An 18,691-nucleotide genomic window follows, 5' to 3' on the forward strand; every position below is an offset into this window, starting at 1 on the left:
CGTGACGAATCTGAGCTCGGAGATCCTCGATCCGCTGCTGACCGCGAACCCGGCGGGTCCGCGCATCACCTACTACGACGACGCCACCGGTGAGCGCATCGAACTCTCATCTGTCACTCTGGCGAACTGGGCCGCGAAAACCGGAAATTTGCTGCGCGACGAATTGGGTGCGACTGCGGGCAGCCGGGTCGCGGTGCTGCTGCCGGCGCACTGGCAGACCGCGGCGGTCCTGTTCGGTATCTGGTGGATCGGCGCCGAGGTGGTGTTGGCAGGCGGTTCGGACTGCGACATCGCGCTGTGCACCGCCGACCGGCTGGACGATGCCGACGCCGCGGTCGACATGGGCGAAGTTGCGGTGCTGTCGCTGGACCCGTTCGGCAAGCCGGTCCCCGATCTGCCCATCGGAGTGACCGATTACGCAACAGCCGTGCGTGTGCACGGTGACCAGGTGATCCCCGAACGCGCCCCGGGCCCGGCGCTGGACGGCCGGTCGGTCGACGACGTGCTTGCTGCGGCCCGGGCATCGGCGGCAGCGCAGGGACTGACGGACTCGGACCGGGTGGCGTCGACGGCCGCGTGGGACACCGCCGACGAGCTGATCGCCAACCTGCTCGCGGTGTACGTCACAGGCGCCTCACTGGTACAGATGGCGAACTTGGACAGCTCTTTGCTGGACCGCCGAACCGTTAACGAGAAATTGACGCGCTCGATACCGTGACCATATTGTTTCCGTAGTCACACTCTGTTCTCAGGTTGATCATCGAGGCTAGAGTGCGTCAGGGGGTTACAGTTCTGGCAAAGACGGAGGCCGCCGATGTCGTCGACCATCACCGCGATCGCGGTCATTGGAGTTCTGGCGGCCTGGCATGTCCGCAACGCCCGTCATCCCGGCTGGCGCGCCAGCTCCGAGGGACGGTTCAACATCTACTGCGGCTACTTCCTCGTGATCATCGCCGCGTACTGGTTGGTGAGCGCACCCACCGCGACCGCGTGGGAGTGGGCGCTCGGTAATGCATGGGCGCTGGCGGCGATGGTGGCCTTCGTGTCGGGCTTCGCCCAGCTGAATCGGGCCACGGCGCGCCATGCGGAGTTCGCGCAGCTGCTCGAGACCCTGGAAACGGTGCCGGCCGGCGAGCGCCGCGATTAGGTCCGGCTAACTTTTCTTTCGTCACTGGCATGTGTTGTCGCCCTTATTGTTTGGGGCCTCAATCGCGCCGCCCCGGTGATTGTCGCACCCTTTGTGCATCATCACCCAAGCCTTCGACCAGTGGTTTTACCGGATCGCGCCCGAGTCCGGAACCGCAACCAGCAAAGCGGCGAACCCCTCTAATTCAGACCTATTTCGTTTGCTGAGCACCTGAGTAGAACCTTAATGAGTAGCTACCCTAAGTGGCCCCACGGCGATAGAACCCCCCTGAACAGGCAATTCACTTGCAGATGAATGAGCCAGCACTTCTATATCGCGGCCCTATCCGAATAGCGAAGATTTACTGATTAGCTCCCCAAAACATCACGTCGGCAATATTGACGTGCTTGAATACCGCCCGTGAAACTGAGCACCTGGACCGCCACGGTCCTTGCCACCCCGGCGGTCGCCACCGGCGTCTGCCTTCTGTGTGCGTCGACGGCGCAAGCTGCGCCCGATGATGCCGGCTCCGAGACGAGCAGCGCTGCTGCCTCGTCGGCCGCGGATACCTCTGCCAGCAGTTCCACCGACAGCGACGGCGCCTCGACCAACTCCAGGGCCAACGACACCACCGACGGCGGCGGCTCAGGCATCGATTCCGACGACGCCGGCGATTCGGCCGACCTCGACAACGACGACGAGGACGCCGACGGAGACACCCGCGGAGACTCCGACGACGCGGACCTCAACGCCGAGATCGACGACGTGGCACTCGACGACTCCGCAGTCGACGACTCCGCCGCTGATCCTGGCCCGCACTACGTCCCGACGACGGTGCGCGACGCACTCGTCACGGGTGACGCCGTCGACGTCGACGGCGACGGGGTCGATGACGGCCCCGTCGATGAGGACGACGAGGACACCCCGGCCGACGACGAGCCCGCTGACGACGATGACGATCCCGTCGATACCGTTCCGGTTGCGCTGGAGCAGATTTCGGACGCCAAGGAAGACCTGCGGGAAGCGACCTGGGACAGCGGCAACGTGCTGGCCGGGCTGGCGGCGATGTTGCCGCAGATGTACCTGTCCGGAGCGTCGGCCTCACTGGAGCGCTGGCAGCAGAACCACGCGTTGCTGCAGCAGCGCTACGCCGAAACCTATGACGATCCGTTCGCTCACTGGCTGGCCGGAGTGCGCATCGAGAACAGCATCCAGCGCACCATCCGCGTTCAGGACCAGCTCGAGGCGGCCGAGAAACTGCTCACTGTCGTCGGCTGGTTCGGAACCGCTTCGCAGATGGAGGCGATCGGCCAGCTGATCGGCACCGCCGCCGACAACGGCCTCGTGTACCAGATCGTCAAGATGGAGTTGCAGTACAACGGTGACAACCCGGTCCGCACCGAGCCCGTGATCTACATTTCGGTCAACGGCGGGGACCCGGCTCCCGTGCTCGTCGACACGGGGTCGCTCGGTCTGATCATCGACCCACGAGACGTCGGTGTGGACGGTATCGGTGAACCCACCGGCACCGGCACCGCCAGCTACGGCGACGGGTCTTCGGTGTTCTTCTGGGACTCCTACGACATCCCGATTTCGGTGGATGGCGTGGAATCGTCGCCGACTCAGATCCTCGTCGTCGAGCTGCAATCCGCACAAGGGTTCACCGACTACAACGGTGACTACGTGGGTGTGTTGGGAATCGGCGCGGACGCCGGAGGGCCGGGCAATTTCAACCCGTTCCTGTCCATGCCGGGCCTGCTGAGCCAGGGGGTGCTGTTCGACGAGCGACGTCGTCGCCTCATCCTGGGCCCCAATCCGTACGCCGCCCGCGTCACGGTGCCGGGTGCGCCGTCTACCCCTCTGCGGGTGCAGATCGGCGACGACGAGAAAGTGGCGGTGGACACCTGGGTCGATTCGGGCGGGATCCTCGGCAGCGTGCCGGACACTGTCTACGGTGACGGCCCTGAGGTTCCGCCCGGAACGGTGGTGTCGGTCTACACGGCGGACGGCGAAACCCTGCTGTACTCGTACACGACGACGCGCAAGAACACCTTGAGCGTCACCGACAGCGAGGAAGATTCCCGATTCAACACCGGGTTCACTCCGTTCAGCCTCGGCACGCTGTATTTCAGCTTCGCCGGCGCAGGGTCGACCAGCTTCAACTACTGACACGTCTTGCCTTCGCGCCGCCACTCCCCCGGGGGTGGCGGCGCGTTGGCGTTTCGGGCGTGTGTGTCGTCGGGGGGGGGGGGGGAATGCGATGGCGAATGCACGATCGGACCTTCTACCCCGATACCCTCAGCGGCATGGCCACTTCTGAGCGTCCCGCTCTCGACGCCAACCTGTTGAGGTCCGCTATCGCAGACACCGAGTGGCGCCGCGTCGAGGTGGTCGAGGAAACGGGGTCGACGAACGCCGACCTGACGGCGCGTGCGGCGGCCGGTGAGGACATCGGCGGGGCTGTGCTGCTGGCCGAATATCAGAGCGCCGGGCGGGGACGGCATGGCCGCAGCTGGTCGGCGCCGGCCCGCTCGCAGATCTCGATGTCCGTCGCGGTCGCCACCGAAGGGGTCCCGCCCGTGGGCTGGGGCTGGCTGCCATTGCTGACCGGGCTGGTCGTCGCGCAGACCGTGCGCGATCTGGGCGTCGACGTCGGGCTGAAGTGGCCCAACGATGTCCTGGTCGGCGACGGCAAGCTGGCCGGGATCCTGGCCGAGGTGTCAGCCCCGGTGGTGGTGATCGGGCTGGGGCTCAACGTGTCGTTCGACGAGACCGAGCGACCGGACCCCAACGCGGTGTCGCTGTCGATGCTGGGCCATGACGCGGACCGCAACGAGTTGGTGATCTCTCTACTGCAGGGCCTCAGCAGCCGCCTCGCGCATTGGCGCGCCGCGGCCGGTGCGGATGCCGACCTTGCCGCCGACTACCGCAATGCCAGCACCACGATCGGCACCCAGGTGCGGGCGGTATTGCCAGGAGACTCCGAAGTCGTCGGTCTGGCAACGGGTGTCGACGACGCGGGCCGACTGCTCATCGACGACGCCGGCACCACGGTCACCGTGTCAGCGGGCGACATCACCCACCTGCGTCAGGCTTAACGCTCCCGCATGATCGTGGTCAGCATGTCCACGATCTGCTGTTGGCCGGCCGCAGCTGCGTCGAACCTGCCTCGCATCTCCATGAATCCTCGGTCGACCTGCTCGAACCTGCGGTCGACATGCTCGCGTAGGTCGGCGAAATCCTGGCGCAGGTCGACGAAGTCCTGGCGCATCGCATTGAAGCTGGCAGTCGTGGCGTTGCGAAAGTCGCCAAGCTCACCACGGATCTCGCTGACGTCGCGATCGGCGGCACCGGCAAGCACCCGCGCGGCCGCCGCATCCTGCTGCGTCGCGTGCACTTTGGCGGTCAGATCGCCCACCTGGTTCTCGAGAGCTTCGACGCGCGGTTCGAGGTCGCCGGACTCCATACGGGGAGCTTACCGAGCCGAGCCGGCATCGAGGAGTACCAATTGCCCGCGAGCGTGCTCCCTCGGTAGCGGTAACTCGAGATCCACTACAGGGAATGCACGTTCGCGGTCCAGCGGCGGACCAGCGGCGCCCCGCGCCGCGCCGAGCCTTACTTCAGCAGGGCGCGGCTCATCACGACGCGCTGAATCTGGTTGGTGCCCTCGTAGATCTGGGTGATCTTGGCGTCGCGCATCATCCGCTCGACGGGGAAGTCGACCGTGTAGCCGGCACCGCCGAACAGCTGCACCGCGTCGGTGGTGACCTCCATGGCCACATCCGAGGCCAGGCACTTCGACGCCGCGGAGATAAAGCCGAGGTTGCCCTCGCCGCGCTCAGCGCGGGCGGCGGCGCTGTAGACCATCAGCCGGGCCGCTTCGACCTTCATCGCCATGTCGGCGAGCATGAACTGCACACCCTGGTTGTCGGCGACCGGACGACCGAACTGCTTGCGGTCCTTGGTGTATTCGATCGCCGCATCGAGTGCGCCCTGGGCGATGCCGACGGCCTGCGCGCCGATGGTGGGACGGGTGTGATCAAGGGTGGCCAACGCGGTCTTGAAACCGGTGCCCGGCTCGCCGATGATGCGATCGCCGGGGATGCGGCAGTTCTCGAAGTACAGCTCGGTGGTCGGGGAACCCTTGATGCCGAGCTTCTTCTCCTTGGGTCCGACGGTGAATCCTTCGTCGTCCTCGTGAACCATGAACGCCGAGATACCGTTGGCGCCCTTGTCGGGATCGTTGACCGCCATCACCGTGTACCACGACGACTTGCCGCCGTTGGTGATCCAGCACTTGGCGCCGTTGAGGATCCAGTCGTCGCCGTCGGCCTTGGCGCGGGTACGCATCGAGGCGGCGTCGCTGCCGGCTTCGCGCTCGGACAGCGCGTAGGAGGCCATGGCCTCGCCGGAGGCGATCGCCGGCAGCACCTTCTTCTTCAGCTCGTCGGAGCCGCGCAGGATCAGACCCATGGTGCCGAGCTTGTTGACCGCGGGGATCAGCGACGCCGAGGCGTCGACGCGGGCGACTTCCTCGATGACGATGCAGGCGGCCACCGAGTCGGCGCCCTGACCGCCGAACTCCTCGGGCACGTGCACGGCGTTGAAGCCGTTGGCGACGAGCGAATCGAGCGCTTCCTGGGGGAAGCGCGAGTTCTCGTCGACGTCGGCGGCGTGCGGAGCAATCTCCTTCTCACACAGCGCGCGGATCGCGGTCCGCAGCTCCTGGTGTTCCTCCGGCAACTGGAACAGGTCGAACGACGGATCTCCGGCCCAACTAGCCATCATCATCTCCTTGCTACTCGCCGGTAACTTTACCGTTCTCGCCGCGCGAAACGAAGTCGGGTCTTCTCAGTAACGACTCAGCTTCGTCGAGGTTGGCTCTCATAGTGGGTGGGTACTTTCCAGACTATGCAGGTATTCGTCGCAGGCCGAACCTTCCGCCATTACGCACAGTGCGAATGTGGTTGGCATGGCGGCAACCGACTGACCCGCGCTTCGGCCGTTCTCGACGTCGGCCAGCACGGCGCGCAGACCGGGCATCTGCCCGTCACGGTTCCGTTCATGACCAGAGAAGCCACCCCGGCGCTCGCACTTCAGGCGTCCTGAAGTCCGCGCTGACGCTGCGCTGACGTCGGCGACCGCCGCGCTTCGTGCGGCCACCCGCCGGTATGAGCGCGGCCTACCTACTGCGCACCTGACATCGACGGCAGAAAGCTGACGATTCCGGGGAAGGCGATCAGCAGCGCGACCACGACGAGGTCGGCCAGCACGAACGGCACCAGTCCGCGGAACACCCGGTCCAGACCTGCTTCGCGCACCGCTCCCGAGTAGACGAAGGCGTTCATCCCGACCGGCGGCGTGATCAGCGCCATCTCGGCGACCTTGACGATCAGCACACCGATCCAGATCCCGTCGAAGCCGTACCCGGTGAGAATCGGGTGCAGCAGCGGCGCGGCGATCAGGATCATCGAGATGCCGTCGAGAAACATACCGAGCGGCAGCAGGATGGCCAGGCAGGCCACCAGAACCACATAGGGCGGCAGGTCGGCGGTCGTCACCGCATTCACCAGCGAGGTGCTGGCGCCGCTCAGGGCCAGTACGTAGGTGAACACGCCGGCGCCGACCATCAGCAGAAATGTCATCGCGGTCAGCCCGACCGCTTCGCGCAGCGATTCCTCGATGGTGCGCAACCACGCTGACGGGCGGCTCCGCAGCAGCAGGATGATCAGCGCGGTGAACGCACCGAACGACGCCGCTTCGGTGGGGGTGGCGATACCCAGATAGATCGTGCCGACCGAGACCGCGAAGATGACGACGAGGTAGCCGACGCCGGTGATGTCGCGCCCGATCGTCTCCCCCGGCTCGTCGACGACGTCGGGTGCCGCCGAACCGGATCCCGCACCGACGAGCGCCTCGGCGCGGTCCGGGGTGCGAGCCCGGTCCGGGGTTCGACGTCGCTGCCAGGCGACCAGCGCGAAGATCGTCAGTGCGTACACCGCGATGGTGAGCACTCCGGGCCCGATTCCGGCGATCAGCAGCTGCCCGATGCTTTCTTCGGTGACCACCCCGTAGAGCACCAGGACGATCGACGGTGGAATGAGCACGCCGAGCGTCCCGCCGGCGCACACCACCCCCGCGGCGAGCCGAATGGTGTAGCCCGCGCGCACAATCGCGTCGGTCGACACCCGCGCCATGGTCGCGACCGTCGCAACGCTGGACCCGGTGACCGCGGCGAACATCCCGGATCCGGCCAGCGAAGCCAGCGCGGGTCCGCCGGGAAGCCGCCGGAACGCCGAGGTCGCCAGGTCGAAGGCCGCCTTGGCGAGTCCGGCCCGGACGGCGAAGACGCCCATCACGATGAACAGCGGGATGATCGTCAGCGAGTAGTCGGCCGCGGTCGAGAACGGTTGGTTGGACACGGTGCTGACCGCGGCGCCGGTGCCCCGCAGGATCAGCACGCCGGCCAGTGCCGACACCATCAGCGCGAGCCCGACGTGCAGACGGATCGACAACAGCGCGAAGAACAGGACCAGGACGACGACGAGCGCGCCGATGGTGGCGGCGGTCATCGCGGACCGCCCGCCTGTGCGGCGCGCTCGGCCGAAAAGGTGTGCAGCTCACGCCAGATCGCGACGACGAAGAACGCCGCGAAGGAGACCAGCAGGACGACTTTCGCGGGCGAGGTGGGCAGCCGCAGAATGTCGTTGGTCGTCTCACCACGCTCGACCGCGCTGATCAGGACCTCGCTCAGCCCCCACGTCATCAGGACACCGAGCCCCACCAGCAGGGCCGAGCGCAGCACGGAGAACACCAGCCGGGCGCGCGCGCCGAAGCGGCGTTCCACCAGTTCCACCGAGACGTGCCGCCCGTCAGCTTCCGCCGACGCCAGGCCCAGGTAGGCGGTGGCGACCAACAACATCGTCGACATATCGACGACACCGACGATCGAGCGGTCCCGAAGATTCCTGCTGACCACATCGCCGACGGTGAGAAGAATGATGAACAACAGCAACACCCCGGCCACCAGGCCCATCCCGCGGATGAGCAGGGTCAGGGGGCGCGGCAGGGCGGCTTCGGCTCTCATCGGTTCTGCCCTTCCAAACACTCGATGAACGGGTCGGCGTAGGTCGACCGTGCGGTCTCCTCGGCGACGATCCGGCGGAAGTCGTCCAGCACACCCTCGGCGTCGTACCCGCGCTCGGTGTATCGCTGCACCCACTGTCGGTCGATGCCCGCCCGCTTCTTCCACTGCTGCACCGCGTCGGCGGGCATGGCGGACAACGGCGTTCCGGCCTCACGCAGTTCGGCGCAGGCACGCTCGCCCAGCGCATCCATCTCCTCGAGCCCGTTGGCGATGGCGTTCTCAGAGGCCTGGGCCAGCGCATCCTGGGTCTCGGCGGGCATCCGCGCCAGCAGTTCGGAGTTGATCACCACGATCGACGAGCCGTACGTGCCGATGCCCGGGTCGACGAGGTAGGGCGTCGTGCTCGCGAGCCCGAAGGTCGGCAGGTTCGCGATCGCCAACGAGGTGTAGCCGTCGACGACGCCGCGTTCCATCGACTCGTAGACGTCGGTCGCCGTCATCGCCACCGGGTTGGCGCCCACGGCGAGCAACGCCTGCGACGTCAGACCGCCCGACCGGATGCTGCGGCCGGCCAGATCGGCGGGCACGGCGGCGCCTTCTTTGAGTCCCACCACGGCGATCCCCACCGGCAGCGGGAACAGCAGGCTGACCCCCTGACGGTCGAAATCGTCGCGGTAGGTCTGGTTTTCGGTGTAGAGCCGTGCGGCCGTGCGCATCTGGACTTCGGGGTTGTTGGTCTCGAAGGGCAGCTCGATCACGGTGTACATCGACAGGTCCGAGGCCGCGTAGATCGAGCCGACCTGGGCCAGGTCGGCGCGGCCGTCCAGGGTGGCCTGCACCGATTCGTCGGCCCCGACCAGGCTCTGCGAGTAGTGGAAGCGCACCTGCACGTCCCCGTCGGTGAGTTTCTCGACGTCCTGCGCCCACCGCTGCACCGTGCGCGACTGATCCGACGTCGGCGAGGAGTACGTGCTGTAGTGCAGCACGTATTCGCCGTCGCGCTGCGCGCACGACACCAGTGCCGACGCGGTCAGCGCGACCAGCGCCGCCGCGGCTGCCCGCCGCACCCGAGCCACGTCAGTGGTCCGGCTCGACCCGGTAACGCCGCAGCGTCAGGGCCGGGTTGATGGTGCGGACGCTGTCGAGGCGGTCCCGTTCCAGCACCGCGACTCCGACTCCCGCAGCCTCGCCGAGCGCGGCCAGCGGTGTGCCCATCGGGTCGAGGATGGCGCTGTTGCCTGATCCGCCGGGCGCGATCTGGTCGGCGGCCACGACATAGACGGTGTTCTCGATCGCCCGCGCCCGCAGCAGCGTGTTCCAGTGATACTCCTTCAAGGGGCCCGGAACCCATTCCGCCGGAAGCGCGATGACGTCGGCGCCGGCGTCGACAAGCCACCGCGTGGTTTCCGGGAAGCGCAGGTCGTAGCAGGTCTGCATGCCGATCCGGAACCCGTTGAGCTCGAGCAGCTCTGGGGTCGACGGGTCAGCGGCCAGCACCCGGTCGGACTCCTTGTACCCGAACGCGTCGTAGAGGTGGACCTTGCGGTAGACGGCGGCGATGGCGCCGCCCTGCAGGGCCACCAACGTGTTGTGGATCCGCCCGTTACCTGCGGGCTCGTTGAGCCCGACCACGACGCTCAGACCGAGCTCGGCCGACGCCTGGGCCAACCGGGTGACCGACGGACCGTCCAGTGGTTCGGCGCTGTCGACGAAGCGGTCGTCCATGGCGGACGCGGTGAAGACGGCGAATTCGGGCAGCACGACGAGGTGCGCGCCGTGGTCCGCGGCCCGCGTCAGCAGGCCGATCATCGTGTCGACGTTCGCCGCTTTGTCCTCGCCGGGCGCGAACTGGGCGATCGCTGCGGTCAGGCTCATCGGATGCTCCCCATCTCGGCCTCGATCCGGCGCAGATTCTGTCGTGTCGCGGTGAAGCCACTCAGCATGGCGCCGAACTGCATCACCGCGACGATCGTGTGCGCGCCTTCTTCCACGGCGAGCTGCTGCTCGGGTTCGGTCCAGGCGGGCAATACCCAGGGTTTGCCCGCGGCGTTCGCGGAGCGGCCGAGGTGACGCAGGTCGGCGAGGTCGGCGTCGCCGGCCGAGTAGGCGCCGCGGTCACGGCGCAGCGACAGATCCGACGGGCCGATGAAGATCCCGTCGACGACGGGCAGCGCCAAGATCGCGTCGATCTCGTCGAAAGCCGAGCCGTCCTCGATCATCGGGTAGCAGTGGGTGGCGGCGTCCTGCGTGGCGACCCAGTCGTCGGTGAAGCCCCGGTAGTTGGAGGTTCGACCGCCGGCGAACGAGCGGTCGCCCAGCGGCGGGAACTTGGCGAAGCCGCAGATCTCGGCGGCGTGTGCGGCGGAGGTGATGTGCGGAATGGCCACCGCGTCGGCACCGAAATCGAGTGCCTGCTGGATCGGGCCGCGTTCAGGGCCCAGCACTTTCGCGATGACGCGCATCCCCTTCGCGCGGATGAACGGGATGATGGTGTCGAGTTCACGCAGGTCGAAGTAGCCGTGTTCGATGTCGAGCACCACGGTGTCGTAGCCGGCCAGGTGCCCCATCTCGACCGCCGGCGCCGAGGGCTCGGTGAGCCATATCGCGGCGTGCGGACCAGGCGCGGCCGCTCCGTTTTCGAGTGGTGATGGCATGCGGCACCCTTCCGAGCAGTCAGGATCACTGTAGACACGTTGTATACACGACGGATGCACGCGGTGTAAATGGTTCAATAGCTGCATGCCCGTGCCGACTCCTCCGATCGATGCGCGGCCTGCCAGGACCTCCGCAGGCCAGCGGGCATACGAGTGGATCCGCGATGCGATCTTGCGCGGTGACTTCGCCGAGGGTGAGTTCATCGACGAAGTCGCCCTGTCGGAGCGGGTGAACACGTCACGCACCCCGGTGCGCGAAGCCCTGCAGCGGTTGCAGGTCGAGCGCTACATCGACCTACTCCCCCGGCGCGGCGCGCAGGTACGGGTGGTTACGGCCACCGAGATGCGCGAGATCTACCAGGCGCGGATCCTGCTGGAATCCGATGCGCTGCGCGGCATTTGCACGCGAGGCGCTGGGGCGCCGGACGCGGCCGTGGCGCTCATCGCCGAGATGGAGCAGGCCGGCAAAGCACAGGACTGGAACAGCTTCGCCCAGCTCGACTACCGGTTCCACGCCGCGATCGTGCGGCATCACGGCAACGCCGTCATCGCCGATCTCTACGACGCGCTACAACCCCGCCAGGTCCGGCTGGGAACCCGCACCATGATGGAAGCCCCCGGACGGCTGTCGACCATCGAGAGCGAACATCAGCAACTCATCGCCGCGATGCGCGCCGCTGACGCCGATGCATGTGTCAGCGTTCTACTGACGCACCTGCGCGAGGTCCCGGAGTTGGTGAGCGCCTTCGGCGGCACCGAACCTCGTTGATGCTGCGCTGGCCGCGGCCTCTACTCGCACTTCTCCGCGCTGGGCGCAGCCTCAACGTCAGTCGCCGAGCAGCTTCTTGCGCAGAGCTTCGTCTTTCTCCAGCACCATCTGCTCCAGCCCCGCCTGGAAGCTGATCATCCGCTCCTGCAACGCCGGATCCGACGCGCCGAGGATCCGCACCGCCAGCAGTCCGGCGTTGCGCGCTCCCCCGATCGACACCGTGGCCACCGGCACGCCCGCGGGCATCTGCACGATCGACAGCAGCGAATCCATCCCGTCCAGGCGCGCCAGCGGCACCGGCACCCCGATCACCGGCAGCGGGGTCGCCGAGGCCACCATGCCCGGCAGGTGCGCCGCACCACCGGCGCCGGCGATGATCACCTCGATGCCGCGCCCGGCCGCGTCGCGGGCATAGGACAGCATCCGGCCCGGTGTGCGGTGCGCCGAGACCACCCCGACCTCGAACGGCACGTCGAACTCCGCCAACGCTTCGGCGGCGTCGCCCATCACCGGCCAGTCGCTGTCGCTGCCCATGATCAGGCCTACCCGAGGGTTCATGCGTGCGGATCCCATCCGTCGGTCCAGACTGCGTGCGACAACCAGTGTGCCGCCCGCTCGGCACGCTCCCGCAGGGCCTCCACGTCACCGGAGCCGACGAGGTTGACGTGCCCGATTTTGCGGCCGGGCCGCTCCTGCTTGCCGTAGAGGTGCACCTTGGCGTCGGGCATCCGCGCGAACAGGTGGTGCACCCGTTCGTCCATCGACATCGCCGGTGTCTGCTCGGCGCCGAGCACGTTGCCCATGACCGTCCACTCCGCCAGCGCCGCGGTGTCGCCGAGCGGATAGTCCAGCACCGCGCGGATGTGCTGCTCGAACTGGCTGGTGCGGCAGCCGTCCATGCTCCAGTGCCCGGAGTTGTGCGGACGCATCGCCAGCTCGTTGACCACCAGCTTCCCGGCTTCGGTTTCGAACAGCTCGACGGCCAGCACCCCGACCACCCCCAGCTCGGCGGCCAGCCGCAGCGCCAGCGACGACGCCTCCGACGCCAGCTGCTCCGACAGCCCCGGCGCGGGGGCCAGCACGGTGACGCAGATGCCATCGCGCTGCACCGTCTCGACCACCGGCCACGCCGCGCCCTGCCCGAACGGGGAGCGGGCCACCAACGCGGCCAGCTCGCGGCGCATCGCGACCTTCTCCTCGACCATGACGGGCACCCCGTCGTCGAGGTAGCGCTGCACCGCGGCGGCGGCCTCGTCGGCGCTGTCGGTGATCACCACACCGCGGCCGTCATAGCCGCCCCGGATCGTCTTGATGACCACCGGCCCGCCGACGATGTCGGAGAACATCCTGACGTCCTCGACGGACGCGACCGTCGCGTAGCGCGGCACCGGCGCGCCGAGGGCCTCCAGGCGCTGACGCATCACCAGCTTGTCCTGGGCGTGCACCAGCGCTTCCGGCGGCGGGGCGACGGCCACCCCGTCGGCGACCAGCTTCTCCAGCAGTTCGGTGGGGACGTGCTCGTGGTCGAACGTCAGCACCGTGGCGCCGTCGGCGGCGCGGCGCAGCGCGTTCAGGTCGGTGTGCGATCCGAGCACCACATCGGGTGACACCTGGGCGGCGGGTTCGTCGCTGCGGGTGGCCAGCACCCGCAGCGTCTGACCCAGCGCGATTGCCGCCTGGTGGGTCATGCGAGCGAGCTGGCCGCCACCGACCATGGCGACGACGGGCGGAGTTGCGGGAGCACGGGTGGGGTCTACAGCCACGCCGCCTATCGTGTCATGACCCAGGCCACACGGTTGACCTGCGGTGGAGCAGCGATGCGGTAGATCTTGAATTGGTTCCGTACACTCGCTCTTTGTGTCCTTTGCCGATGCGACGATAGAGCGCCTCCCAGGGCCGCTCCGTCCTTTCGCGGAGCGGCACCACGAGCTGATCAAGTTTGCCATCGTGGGCGCGACCACCTTCGTCATCGACATGGCGGTGTTCTTCACCCTCAAGCTGACGATCCTGGAGCCCAAGCCGGTTACGGCCAAGATCATCGCCGGCATCGTCGCGGTGATCGCCTCCTACATCCTGAACCGGGAATGGAGCTTCCGTGACCGCGGCGGCCGCGAACGTCACCACGAGGCGCTGCTGTTCTTCGTGGTCAGCGGTGTCGGTGTGGTGCTGGCGATGGTGCCGCTGTGGATCTCGAGCTACGTGTTCATGCTGCGGGTGCCGATGGTCACGCTGGCCACCGAGAACATCGCCGACTTCGTCTCGGCCTACATCATCGGCAATCTGCTGCAGATGGCGTTCCGGTTCTGGGCGTTCCGCCGGTTCGTCTTCCCTGACGAGTTCGGCCGCAACCCGGAAAAGGCGCTGGAGTCCACACTGACCGGCGGCGGGTTCGCCGAGGTCGCCGAGGACGAATACGAGCACCGCCATCAGGGCGACAACGTCACGCCGATGCGGCCGCGCCGAGCTCGCCGGCAGCGCCCGGCCAGCGATGCCGGCGACCGGATCTCGAAGAGCTCCTAGTTCACTTCCCTCAGCTGGGCGCTTCTTCGGTGCCGACGGTGTCGAAAACCTCGTGATAGAGCAGTGAGTGCACCCGTTCGACGTTCGGGATGTCCTCGAACTCCAGGGGGTCTTGCGCGGCAGATTCGATGATGAGCGTGCCGGTGCGCAGCATCCGGTCGATCAGGCTGTGCCGGAACTCGACGCTGTTGATGCGGGCCAGCGGGATGTCGATGCCCTGGCGGGTGACCAGGCCGTGACGGTACATGACGCGGCGGTCGGTGATGACGAAGTGCGTGGTCCACCAGTTCAGGAACGGCCACACTGCCAGCCACAGCACCAGGATCAGCCAGATGCCGGCGATGACCAGGTGCACGATGTTCTTGGCGTTGGACTCCCAGTTCAGTGTGTTCACGTACCCGGCAATGAACGCGGCGGCGGCGCTGGCGACGATGAGCAGCAGTGCTGGGACGGTCAGCCGCCCCCAGTGCGGGTGGCGGTGCAACACGACGTGCTCGTCCTTGGCCAGGACGTTGTTCGGGTAGCCCACGGGAGAACTGTAGTCAGAACCGCGCAACAACGTTCGTTCCCGACAATTATCGCGGGCGGGCATAGCCGTGGCTTCATTTCACAGCGCTCAAAGAACACCGCGGCCCTAAACCCTTTAGGACCAGCAGGACGATGCGTGCGCAGCGTATCGTTTTCGCGATGGACGTGGTCCACTGTCGTCGATGCGGCCACAACCTTTCGACCCACAAGCATTACCGAGCCGGAAAGGACTGCTCGGCCTGCGAGTGCCCTCGGTTTCAGCAACGCGGCAGTGGCCTGCGCGCTGAGCTGTATCGTCTGACTGCGCGACTGCTTAACGCCTGACCCGCCTTTGTTCTGTGATGGTCACGTTCGAGGACACCCCTTAGACGCCTGCCCGCGAGGCGCCATTTAGCGGAGCGGGGCGAATTTAGCCGCTTGTGCAAGCAGACGTCCGCCAGACGACCTCGAGTACTGGCGGCAAGAGGTCCGCGATCTTAGAACCGACCATCGAGAAGACCTCCGCGTCTTGGCCGACAGGGTCAACGATGTCAAAGGACTCATCAGCAGCCAACTGCGACCTAAGTTCACAGAGATCCGCAACCGTGTGCGCATTGCACTCGATTGCGAGTCGAGCGGCTTCACGGAGTGTGTAGGTTCTATGCAGCATCTGCGGGGCTAGTTCCAGGACAGTTTCGCGTTGCGCCCTCGTCATCGTCAGGACAAGATCGGCACCTGCCGCGATTTTCGGTGTCAGCTGTCTCGCAGCGAAATCTGAACCGTCACCACCCAAACTCTCTAGGACGAGCGCAGCATCCGGATGAATCGGATGACCTATTACCGCGCGCGTCCCGGCGCTGGAGGCAACGAAATCTCGGGCCCCTCGATGCACTCCATGCGCAGCCGAGAGCCGCTCAGCTATCGGGGAGCGGCAGATGTTACCAGTGCATACAAACAGGACGTGCAGGTCAATCTCCTCGTCTGGACCGTGCAGCTGAGAACGCTCCACCGCGCGGCAACCGTGCCGAAGAACAGCAAATATGGGCCAGCCCGGCCAAATGCTCCACGTCAGTGGGTGCCCTAGACCAATGTCCCGCGCCGTCGAGCACCTAGATACACAGTATGCGCTCATGTGGTAATCGACTAACCCAGGTCCGCCGAATTGGCTCGAAACGGTAGTGGATGAAGCAACGTTCGCGGCGAGAGTCCCCAAGGCTGTGGAAAGAAAAGGCTCGAGAGTCGGCCAATAGAAGGCGAGCCGACACACCCCGGCTTAGAGTCGGAAAGTTGGAGCAGATGCGGTTCGGCCACTGACGTGAGGCCGTTCGGTAACCGGCCCTCAGCAACATAACGTCTTCGTGGCGATAGGGACACGGACGCGAGCATCTGACATCTGTCAGGTTGAGCCGCATCCGTCGGCAAATGCTATTCACGGTTGTATGTGGACGGCCGCGAACTCGGCTTCAGGCGTGACGGCTGCAAGACGCCCGAAGTGCTCCGGTTAAATCTGGGAGAACTGACCGAATCGGATGGTCATCCGCGACCTCTGGCACTAGTATTCTAGCTACCGATCGAATGAGCGGGGGACGACGTTTTAGCTCCGTGGCGGGTCACGGCTATAACGAAAGCAAGTAGCATTAGCTCGCTAGCAAAGCCGTCGGATCGACGGCTCGGGCGAGAGGTTACAGGGGGGTGCTGTGTTATCGGTAGGGGGCTCTGCGCACACGCGCGGCAAAGGCTGTTGTGGGGTAATCGCTCACCTTTGGAACTCGGGGGGGTGCCCGCGGGGGCACGACCTCGAAGAATTGATCCTTCCATCGGTGGGTTTTAAGTCATGACAGAAGTCGTCGACCCGGTCACGTCCGCCTATGAGTGGAAGTCCGTGAACGGGGTCTCCGAGGCCAAGATCGCCGTTCCGGACGTCCACAGACCACCATCCCTCAAACTCATCAAGGATGTTGGCCATACTTCGATGCCGAAAGGACGCGGCCCACGCCTCGGACCGCTTGGCCGAATCCGTGCATGGATGGTCGTGCCCGTCGTCGACTTCGCACTAGTGATGGCACCCCTTCTTTGGCGGCCACCCCAGGTGTACGCGGTCGTCACGATGGCAGTTCTTGCCACGCTGTTGCTCACCGGCGGCGGACGGTATGTCGCCCGTCTCCATCTCAGTGTCTTGGACGAGCTACCGAACATCGTTACTCGGCTACTTACTGCCGTGGCGGCGGTCGCCACCATCATCCTCTACCTGCATCACAAGTCGCAGGTTTGGATATTCCTCGAGACGGCTTGCCAGTCCGTCGCACTGGTCATCATTGGCCGCATTATTACCACCCGCGCACTTGCTATGTGTCGGCGCAAGGGGGTTGCTCAGCGGCGCACTGTTCTTATCGGCGGAGGCCCGCTGGCAGCGGAGTTGGCGAGGATCCTTGCCGAGCACCGCGAGTACGGCATCGTACTGCGTGGCTTCGTAGATGACGGCCAGGACTGTCCGACTGACAGCTATCTACCGCGCTTGGGGAGTCTTGCCGATCTAGACATCGTAGTAGCGTCGACCGGTGCAGAAATCCTGCTTGTCGCTGACGGCGGCTTTGAAGAGCGCACGTTAATGGATGCGGTCCGCACTACCGCATGTCAGCACACAGAATTGCTTCTAGTTCCGCGGATGCACCACTTTCATACGCTTACGGGAATGGCCGACCACATAGGCTCAATTCCGATCATGCGGATTCGCAATCCCAACCTCAAAGGTCCAGCGAGGCTAATCAAACGTGCGTTTGACATCGTAGTCGCAGCAACAGCGTTGATCGTCTTGTCGCCAGTACTGGCACTAGCGGCCCTGGCAGTACGCATCGAGGGAGGTCCCGGAGTTATTTTCCGGCAAGTCAGAGTGGGACGCGATGGCAAGCACTTTGAGTTGTTGAAGTTCCGTTCGATGCGGCCGGCGACCGAACAGGAGTCACAGACGCAATGGAGTGTTGCCAAAGACGACCGTGTCGGACCCGTGGGACGTTTTTTGCGCTGCAGCTCGATTGACGAACTGCCCCAACTGTGGAACATACTTCGGGGCGACATGACTGTGGTGGGTCCAAGACCCGAGCGACCACACTTCGTCGAGCAGTTTTCAACGCAGTTCGATAGGTACACCGACCGTCACCGGGTCCAGGTCGGGCTGACTGGTTTTGCTCAAGTCAGTGGCCTGAGGGGTGACACATCTATCGCTGATCGCGCTCGGCACGACAATTTCTATATCGAGAACTGGTCACTCTGGCTCGATATCACGATTATCTTCCGTACCTTCCGTGAGGTCCTGTTCTACAGAGAGCGATGACGTCGGCATCAGCGCCCCGACAATTGGGCAGCCTCCAGGTGCACGTCAGAGGGCTTCAGCGGCACCAACGACGTCGCGGTGCCCGAAGCAACTTGCGGTTCTCGCCACCAAACCTATAGCTGCGGACAACTCAGCGGCGGGGCCAATCGAACGCAAAATGCAGTAGATTTGGCTACGTTGTTCGCCCCGCCCCCACGGCGCGCGGAACTGTCAGGTCGGCTCACTGCATCGCAACGGTCGTCTCTTACCGTAACCGGCGAGCGCGCACCATCGGCAGCGGCTGGGAAGCAGACGTCTGTCGATTTTCTCAGCGTTCAGCTGGCTGTAGTTCGAGTCAATCGGTGTGGAGGCCGTAGTGGGTCGACACCTCTCGGTGGAGGTGTTGGGTTCGTGCGGTCGATGGTGATGCTGGTGTGGGTTGGGTGCCTGGCGCCCACGCTGACGTATGCAACCTCGGTGTGGGTTATCTGGCGTCGTTCGGGCTGCCGTGGAGACGAAGGGTCGGGTGCCAAGCTAGGCACGGCGTAGCCCGGTGAGGGGTCCGCCATAGCGGGTTCGGCATCTGGTCCGGCCCTTCGTCCCGTCCGCTTAGCGTGCCGCCACCGACAGATGTTGTGAAGGGGCTGGTCGATCCTTTCGGGGTTGAGTTTCAGGTCCAGCGGGTCGGCTGGTAAATGGTGCGGTCGCGTACCAAGGC

The 18,691-nt window shown here is 65.7% G+C and carries 19 protein-coding genes; 8 read left to right on the top strand and 11 right to left on the bottom strand.

Annotation, left to right across the window (positions count from 1 at the left end):
* Position 1 precedes the first annotated feature (1 nt).
* The 4 genes from ACEWX3_RS21170 (at position 2) to ACEWX3_RS21185 (ending at position 4,224) form a co-directional block, all read left to right on the top strand.
* Positions 2-718 carry a TIGR03089 family protein gene (locus ACEWX3_RS21170; RefSeq protein WP_374157590.1) on the top strand — a complete coding sequence of 239 codons (717 nt, stop codon included), beginning with the start codon at positions 2-4 and terminating at the stop codon, positions 716-718.
* A 96-nt stretch (positions 719-814) separates the two neighbouring features.
* Positions 815-1,147, top strand: a complete 333-nt coding sequence (locus tag ACEWX3_RS21175) for a hypothetical protein (RefSeq protein ID WP_374157591.1) — start codon at positions 815-817, stop codon at positions 1,145-1,147.
* Positions 1,148-1,546: 399 nt separating this feature from the next.
* Entirely contained in the window at positions 1,547-3,295 is a 1,749-nt protein-coding gene (locus ACEWX3_RS21180; protein ID WP_374157592.1) for a PecA family PE domain-processing aspartic protease, read from the top strand.
* Positions 3,296-3,432: 137 nt separating this feature from the next.
* Positions 3,433-4,224: a biotin--[acetyl-CoA-carboxylase] ligase gene (locus tag ACEWX3_RS21185; protein WP_374157593.1), complete on the top strand. Its 792-nt coding sequence runs from the start codon at positions 3,433-3,435 to the stop codon at positions 4,222-4,224.
* Here ACEWX3_RS21185 and ACEWX3_RS21190 read toward each other — a convergent pair.
* Positions 4,221-4,592: a hypothetical protein gene (locus ACEWX3_RS21190; protein ID WP_374157594.1), complete on the bottom strand. Its 372-nt coding sequence runs from the start codon at positions 4,590-4,592 to the stop codon at positions 4,221-4,223. The two genes, ACEWX3_RS21185 and ACEWX3_RS21190, sit on opposite strands and share 4 nt — an antisense overlap.
* Positions 4,593-4,741: 149 nt before the next feature.
* Positions 4,742-5,911: an acyl-CoA dehydrogenase gene (locus tag ACEWX3_RS21195; RefSeq protein ID WP_374157595.1), complete on the bottom strand. Its 1,170-nt coding sequence runs from the start codon at positions 5,909-5,911 to the stop codon at positions 4,742-4,744.
* 126 nt (positions 5,912-6,037) lie between these two features.
* On the opposite strand from ACEWX3_RS21195, the gene ACEWX3_RS21200 reads away from it, so the two are divergent.
* A complete protein-coding gene (locus ACEWX3_RS21200; protein WP_374157596.1) occupies positions 6,038-6,235 on the top strand; it encodes a hypothetical protein in 198 nt (65 codons plus the stop codon).
* A 77-nt stretch (positions 6,236-6,312) separates the two neighbouring features.
* Here the strand turns inward: ACEWX3_RS21200 and ACEWX3_RS21205 are convergent, their stop codons facing one another.
* Genes ACEWX3_RS21205 through ACEWX3_RS21225 form a run of 5 tightly spaced genes read right to left on the bottom strand, consistent with a single transcriptional unit; the run spans position 6,313 to position 10,867 of the window.
* On the bottom strand, positions 6,313-7,698 hold the full coding sequence (locus ACEWX3_RS21205; protein ID WP_374157597.1) for a TRAP transporter large permease: 1,386 nt from the start codon (positions 7,696-7,698) through the stop codon (positions 6,313-6,315).
* Positions 7,695-8,213, bottom strand: a complete 519-nt coding sequence (locus ACEWX3_RS21210; protein WP_374157598.1) for a TRAP transporter small permease subunit — start codon at positions 8,211-8,213, stop codon at positions 7,695-7,697. Before ACEWX3_RS21210 ends, ACEWX3_RS21205 begins: the two co-directional genes overlap by 4 nt.
* Positions 8,210-9,280 (bottom strand): TRAP transporter substrate-binding protein DctP, encoded by a 1,071-nt coding sequence (dctP, locus tag ACEWX3_RS21215; protein WP_374157599.1) that lies wholly within the window; start codon positions 9,278-9,280, stop codon positions 8,210-8,212. Before dctP ends, ACEWX3_RS21210 begins: the two co-directional genes overlap by 4 nt.
* 10 nt (positions 9,281-9,290) lie before the next feature.
* Complete coding sequence (locus tag ACEWX3_RS21220; protein ID WP_207067410.1) at positions 9,291-10,088, bottom strand: carbon-nitrogen hydrolase family protein; 798 nt, start codon at positions 10,086-10,088, stop codon at positions 9,291-9,293.
* On the bottom strand, positions 10,085-10,867 hold the full coding sequence (locus ACEWX3_RS21225; RefSeq protein WP_374157600.1) for an HpcH/HpaI aldolase/citrate lyase family protein: 783 nt from the start codon (positions 10,865-10,867) through the stop codon (positions 10,085-10,087). The genes ACEWX3_RS21220 and ACEWX3_RS21225 overlap by 4 nt, the downstream gene beginning before the upstream one ends.
* 85 nt (positions 10,868-10,952) lie before the next feature.
* Between ACEWX3_RS21225 and ACEWX3_RS21230 the strand changes: the two genes are divergently transcribed.
* Complete coding sequence (locus tag ACEWX3_RS21230; RefSeq protein WP_374157601.1) at positions 10,953-11,636, top strand: GntR family transcriptional regulator; 684 nt, start codon at positions 10,953-10,955, stop codon at positions 11,634-11,636.
* A 57-nt stretch (positions 11,637-11,693) separates the two neighbouring features.
* Here the strand turns inward: ACEWX3_RS21230 and purE are convergent, their stop codons facing one another.
* Both purE and ACEWX3_RS21240 read right to left on the bottom strand, forming a co-directional pair.
* Positions 11,694-12,209 carry a 5-(carboxyamino)imidazole ribonucleotide mutase gene (purE, locus tag ACEWX3_RS21235; RefSeq protein WP_207067413.1) on the bottom strand — a complete coding sequence of 172 codons (516 nt, stop codon included), beginning with the start codon at positions 12,207-12,209 and terminating at the stop codon, positions 11,694-11,696.
* Positions 12,191-13,351: a 5-(carboxyamino)imidazole ribonucleotide synthase gene (locus tag ACEWX3_RS21240; protein WP_374159912.1), complete on the bottom strand. Its 1,161-nt coding sequence runs from the start codon at positions 13,349-13,351 to the stop codon at positions 12,191-12,193. The genes purE and ACEWX3_RS21240 overlap by 19 nt, the downstream gene beginning before the upstream one ends.
* A 142-nt stretch (positions 13,352-13,493) precedes the next feature.
* Between ACEWX3_RS21240 and ACEWX3_RS21245 the strand changes: the two genes are divergently transcribed.
* Positions 13,494-14,156 carry a GtrA family protein gene (locus ACEWX3_RS21245; RefSeq protein WP_152516163.1) on the top strand — a complete coding sequence of 221 codons (663 nt, stop codon included), beginning with the start codon at positions 13,494-13,496 and terminating at the stop codon, positions 14,154-14,156.
* Positions 14,157-14,166: 10 nt separating this feature from the next.
* Here ACEWX3_RS21245 and ACEWX3_RS21250 read toward each other — a convergent pair whose 3' ends face one another.
* Positions 14,167-14,685 carry a PH domain-containing protein gene (locus ACEWX3_RS21250; RefSeq protein ID WP_374157602.1) on the bottom strand — a complete coding sequence of 173 codons (519 nt, stop codon included), beginning with the start codon at positions 14,683-14,685 and terminating at the stop codon, positions 14,167-14,169.
* Positions 14,686-15,093: 408 nt separating this feature from the next.
* Entirely contained in the window at positions 15,094-15,795 is a 702-nt protein-coding gene (locus ACEWX3_RS21255) for a low molecular weight phosphatase family protein (RefSeq protein WP_374157603.1), read from the bottom strand.
* A gap of 702 nt (positions 15,796-16,497) precedes the next feature.
* On the opposite strand from ACEWX3_RS21255, the gene ACEWX3_RS21260 reads away from it, so the two are divergent.
* On the top strand, positions 16,498-17,994 hold the full coding sequence (locus tag ACEWX3_RS21260) for a sugar transferase (RefSeq protein ID WP_374157604.1): 1,497 nt from the start codon (positions 16,498-16,500) through the stop codon (positions 17,992-17,994).
* Positions 17,995-18,691: the final 697 nt, after the last annotated feature.

The organism is Mycobacterium sp. G7A2, from assembly GCF_041902445.1.
Lineage (GTDB): Bacteria > Actinomycetota > Actinomycetes > Mycobacteriales > Mycobacteriaceae > Mycobacterium.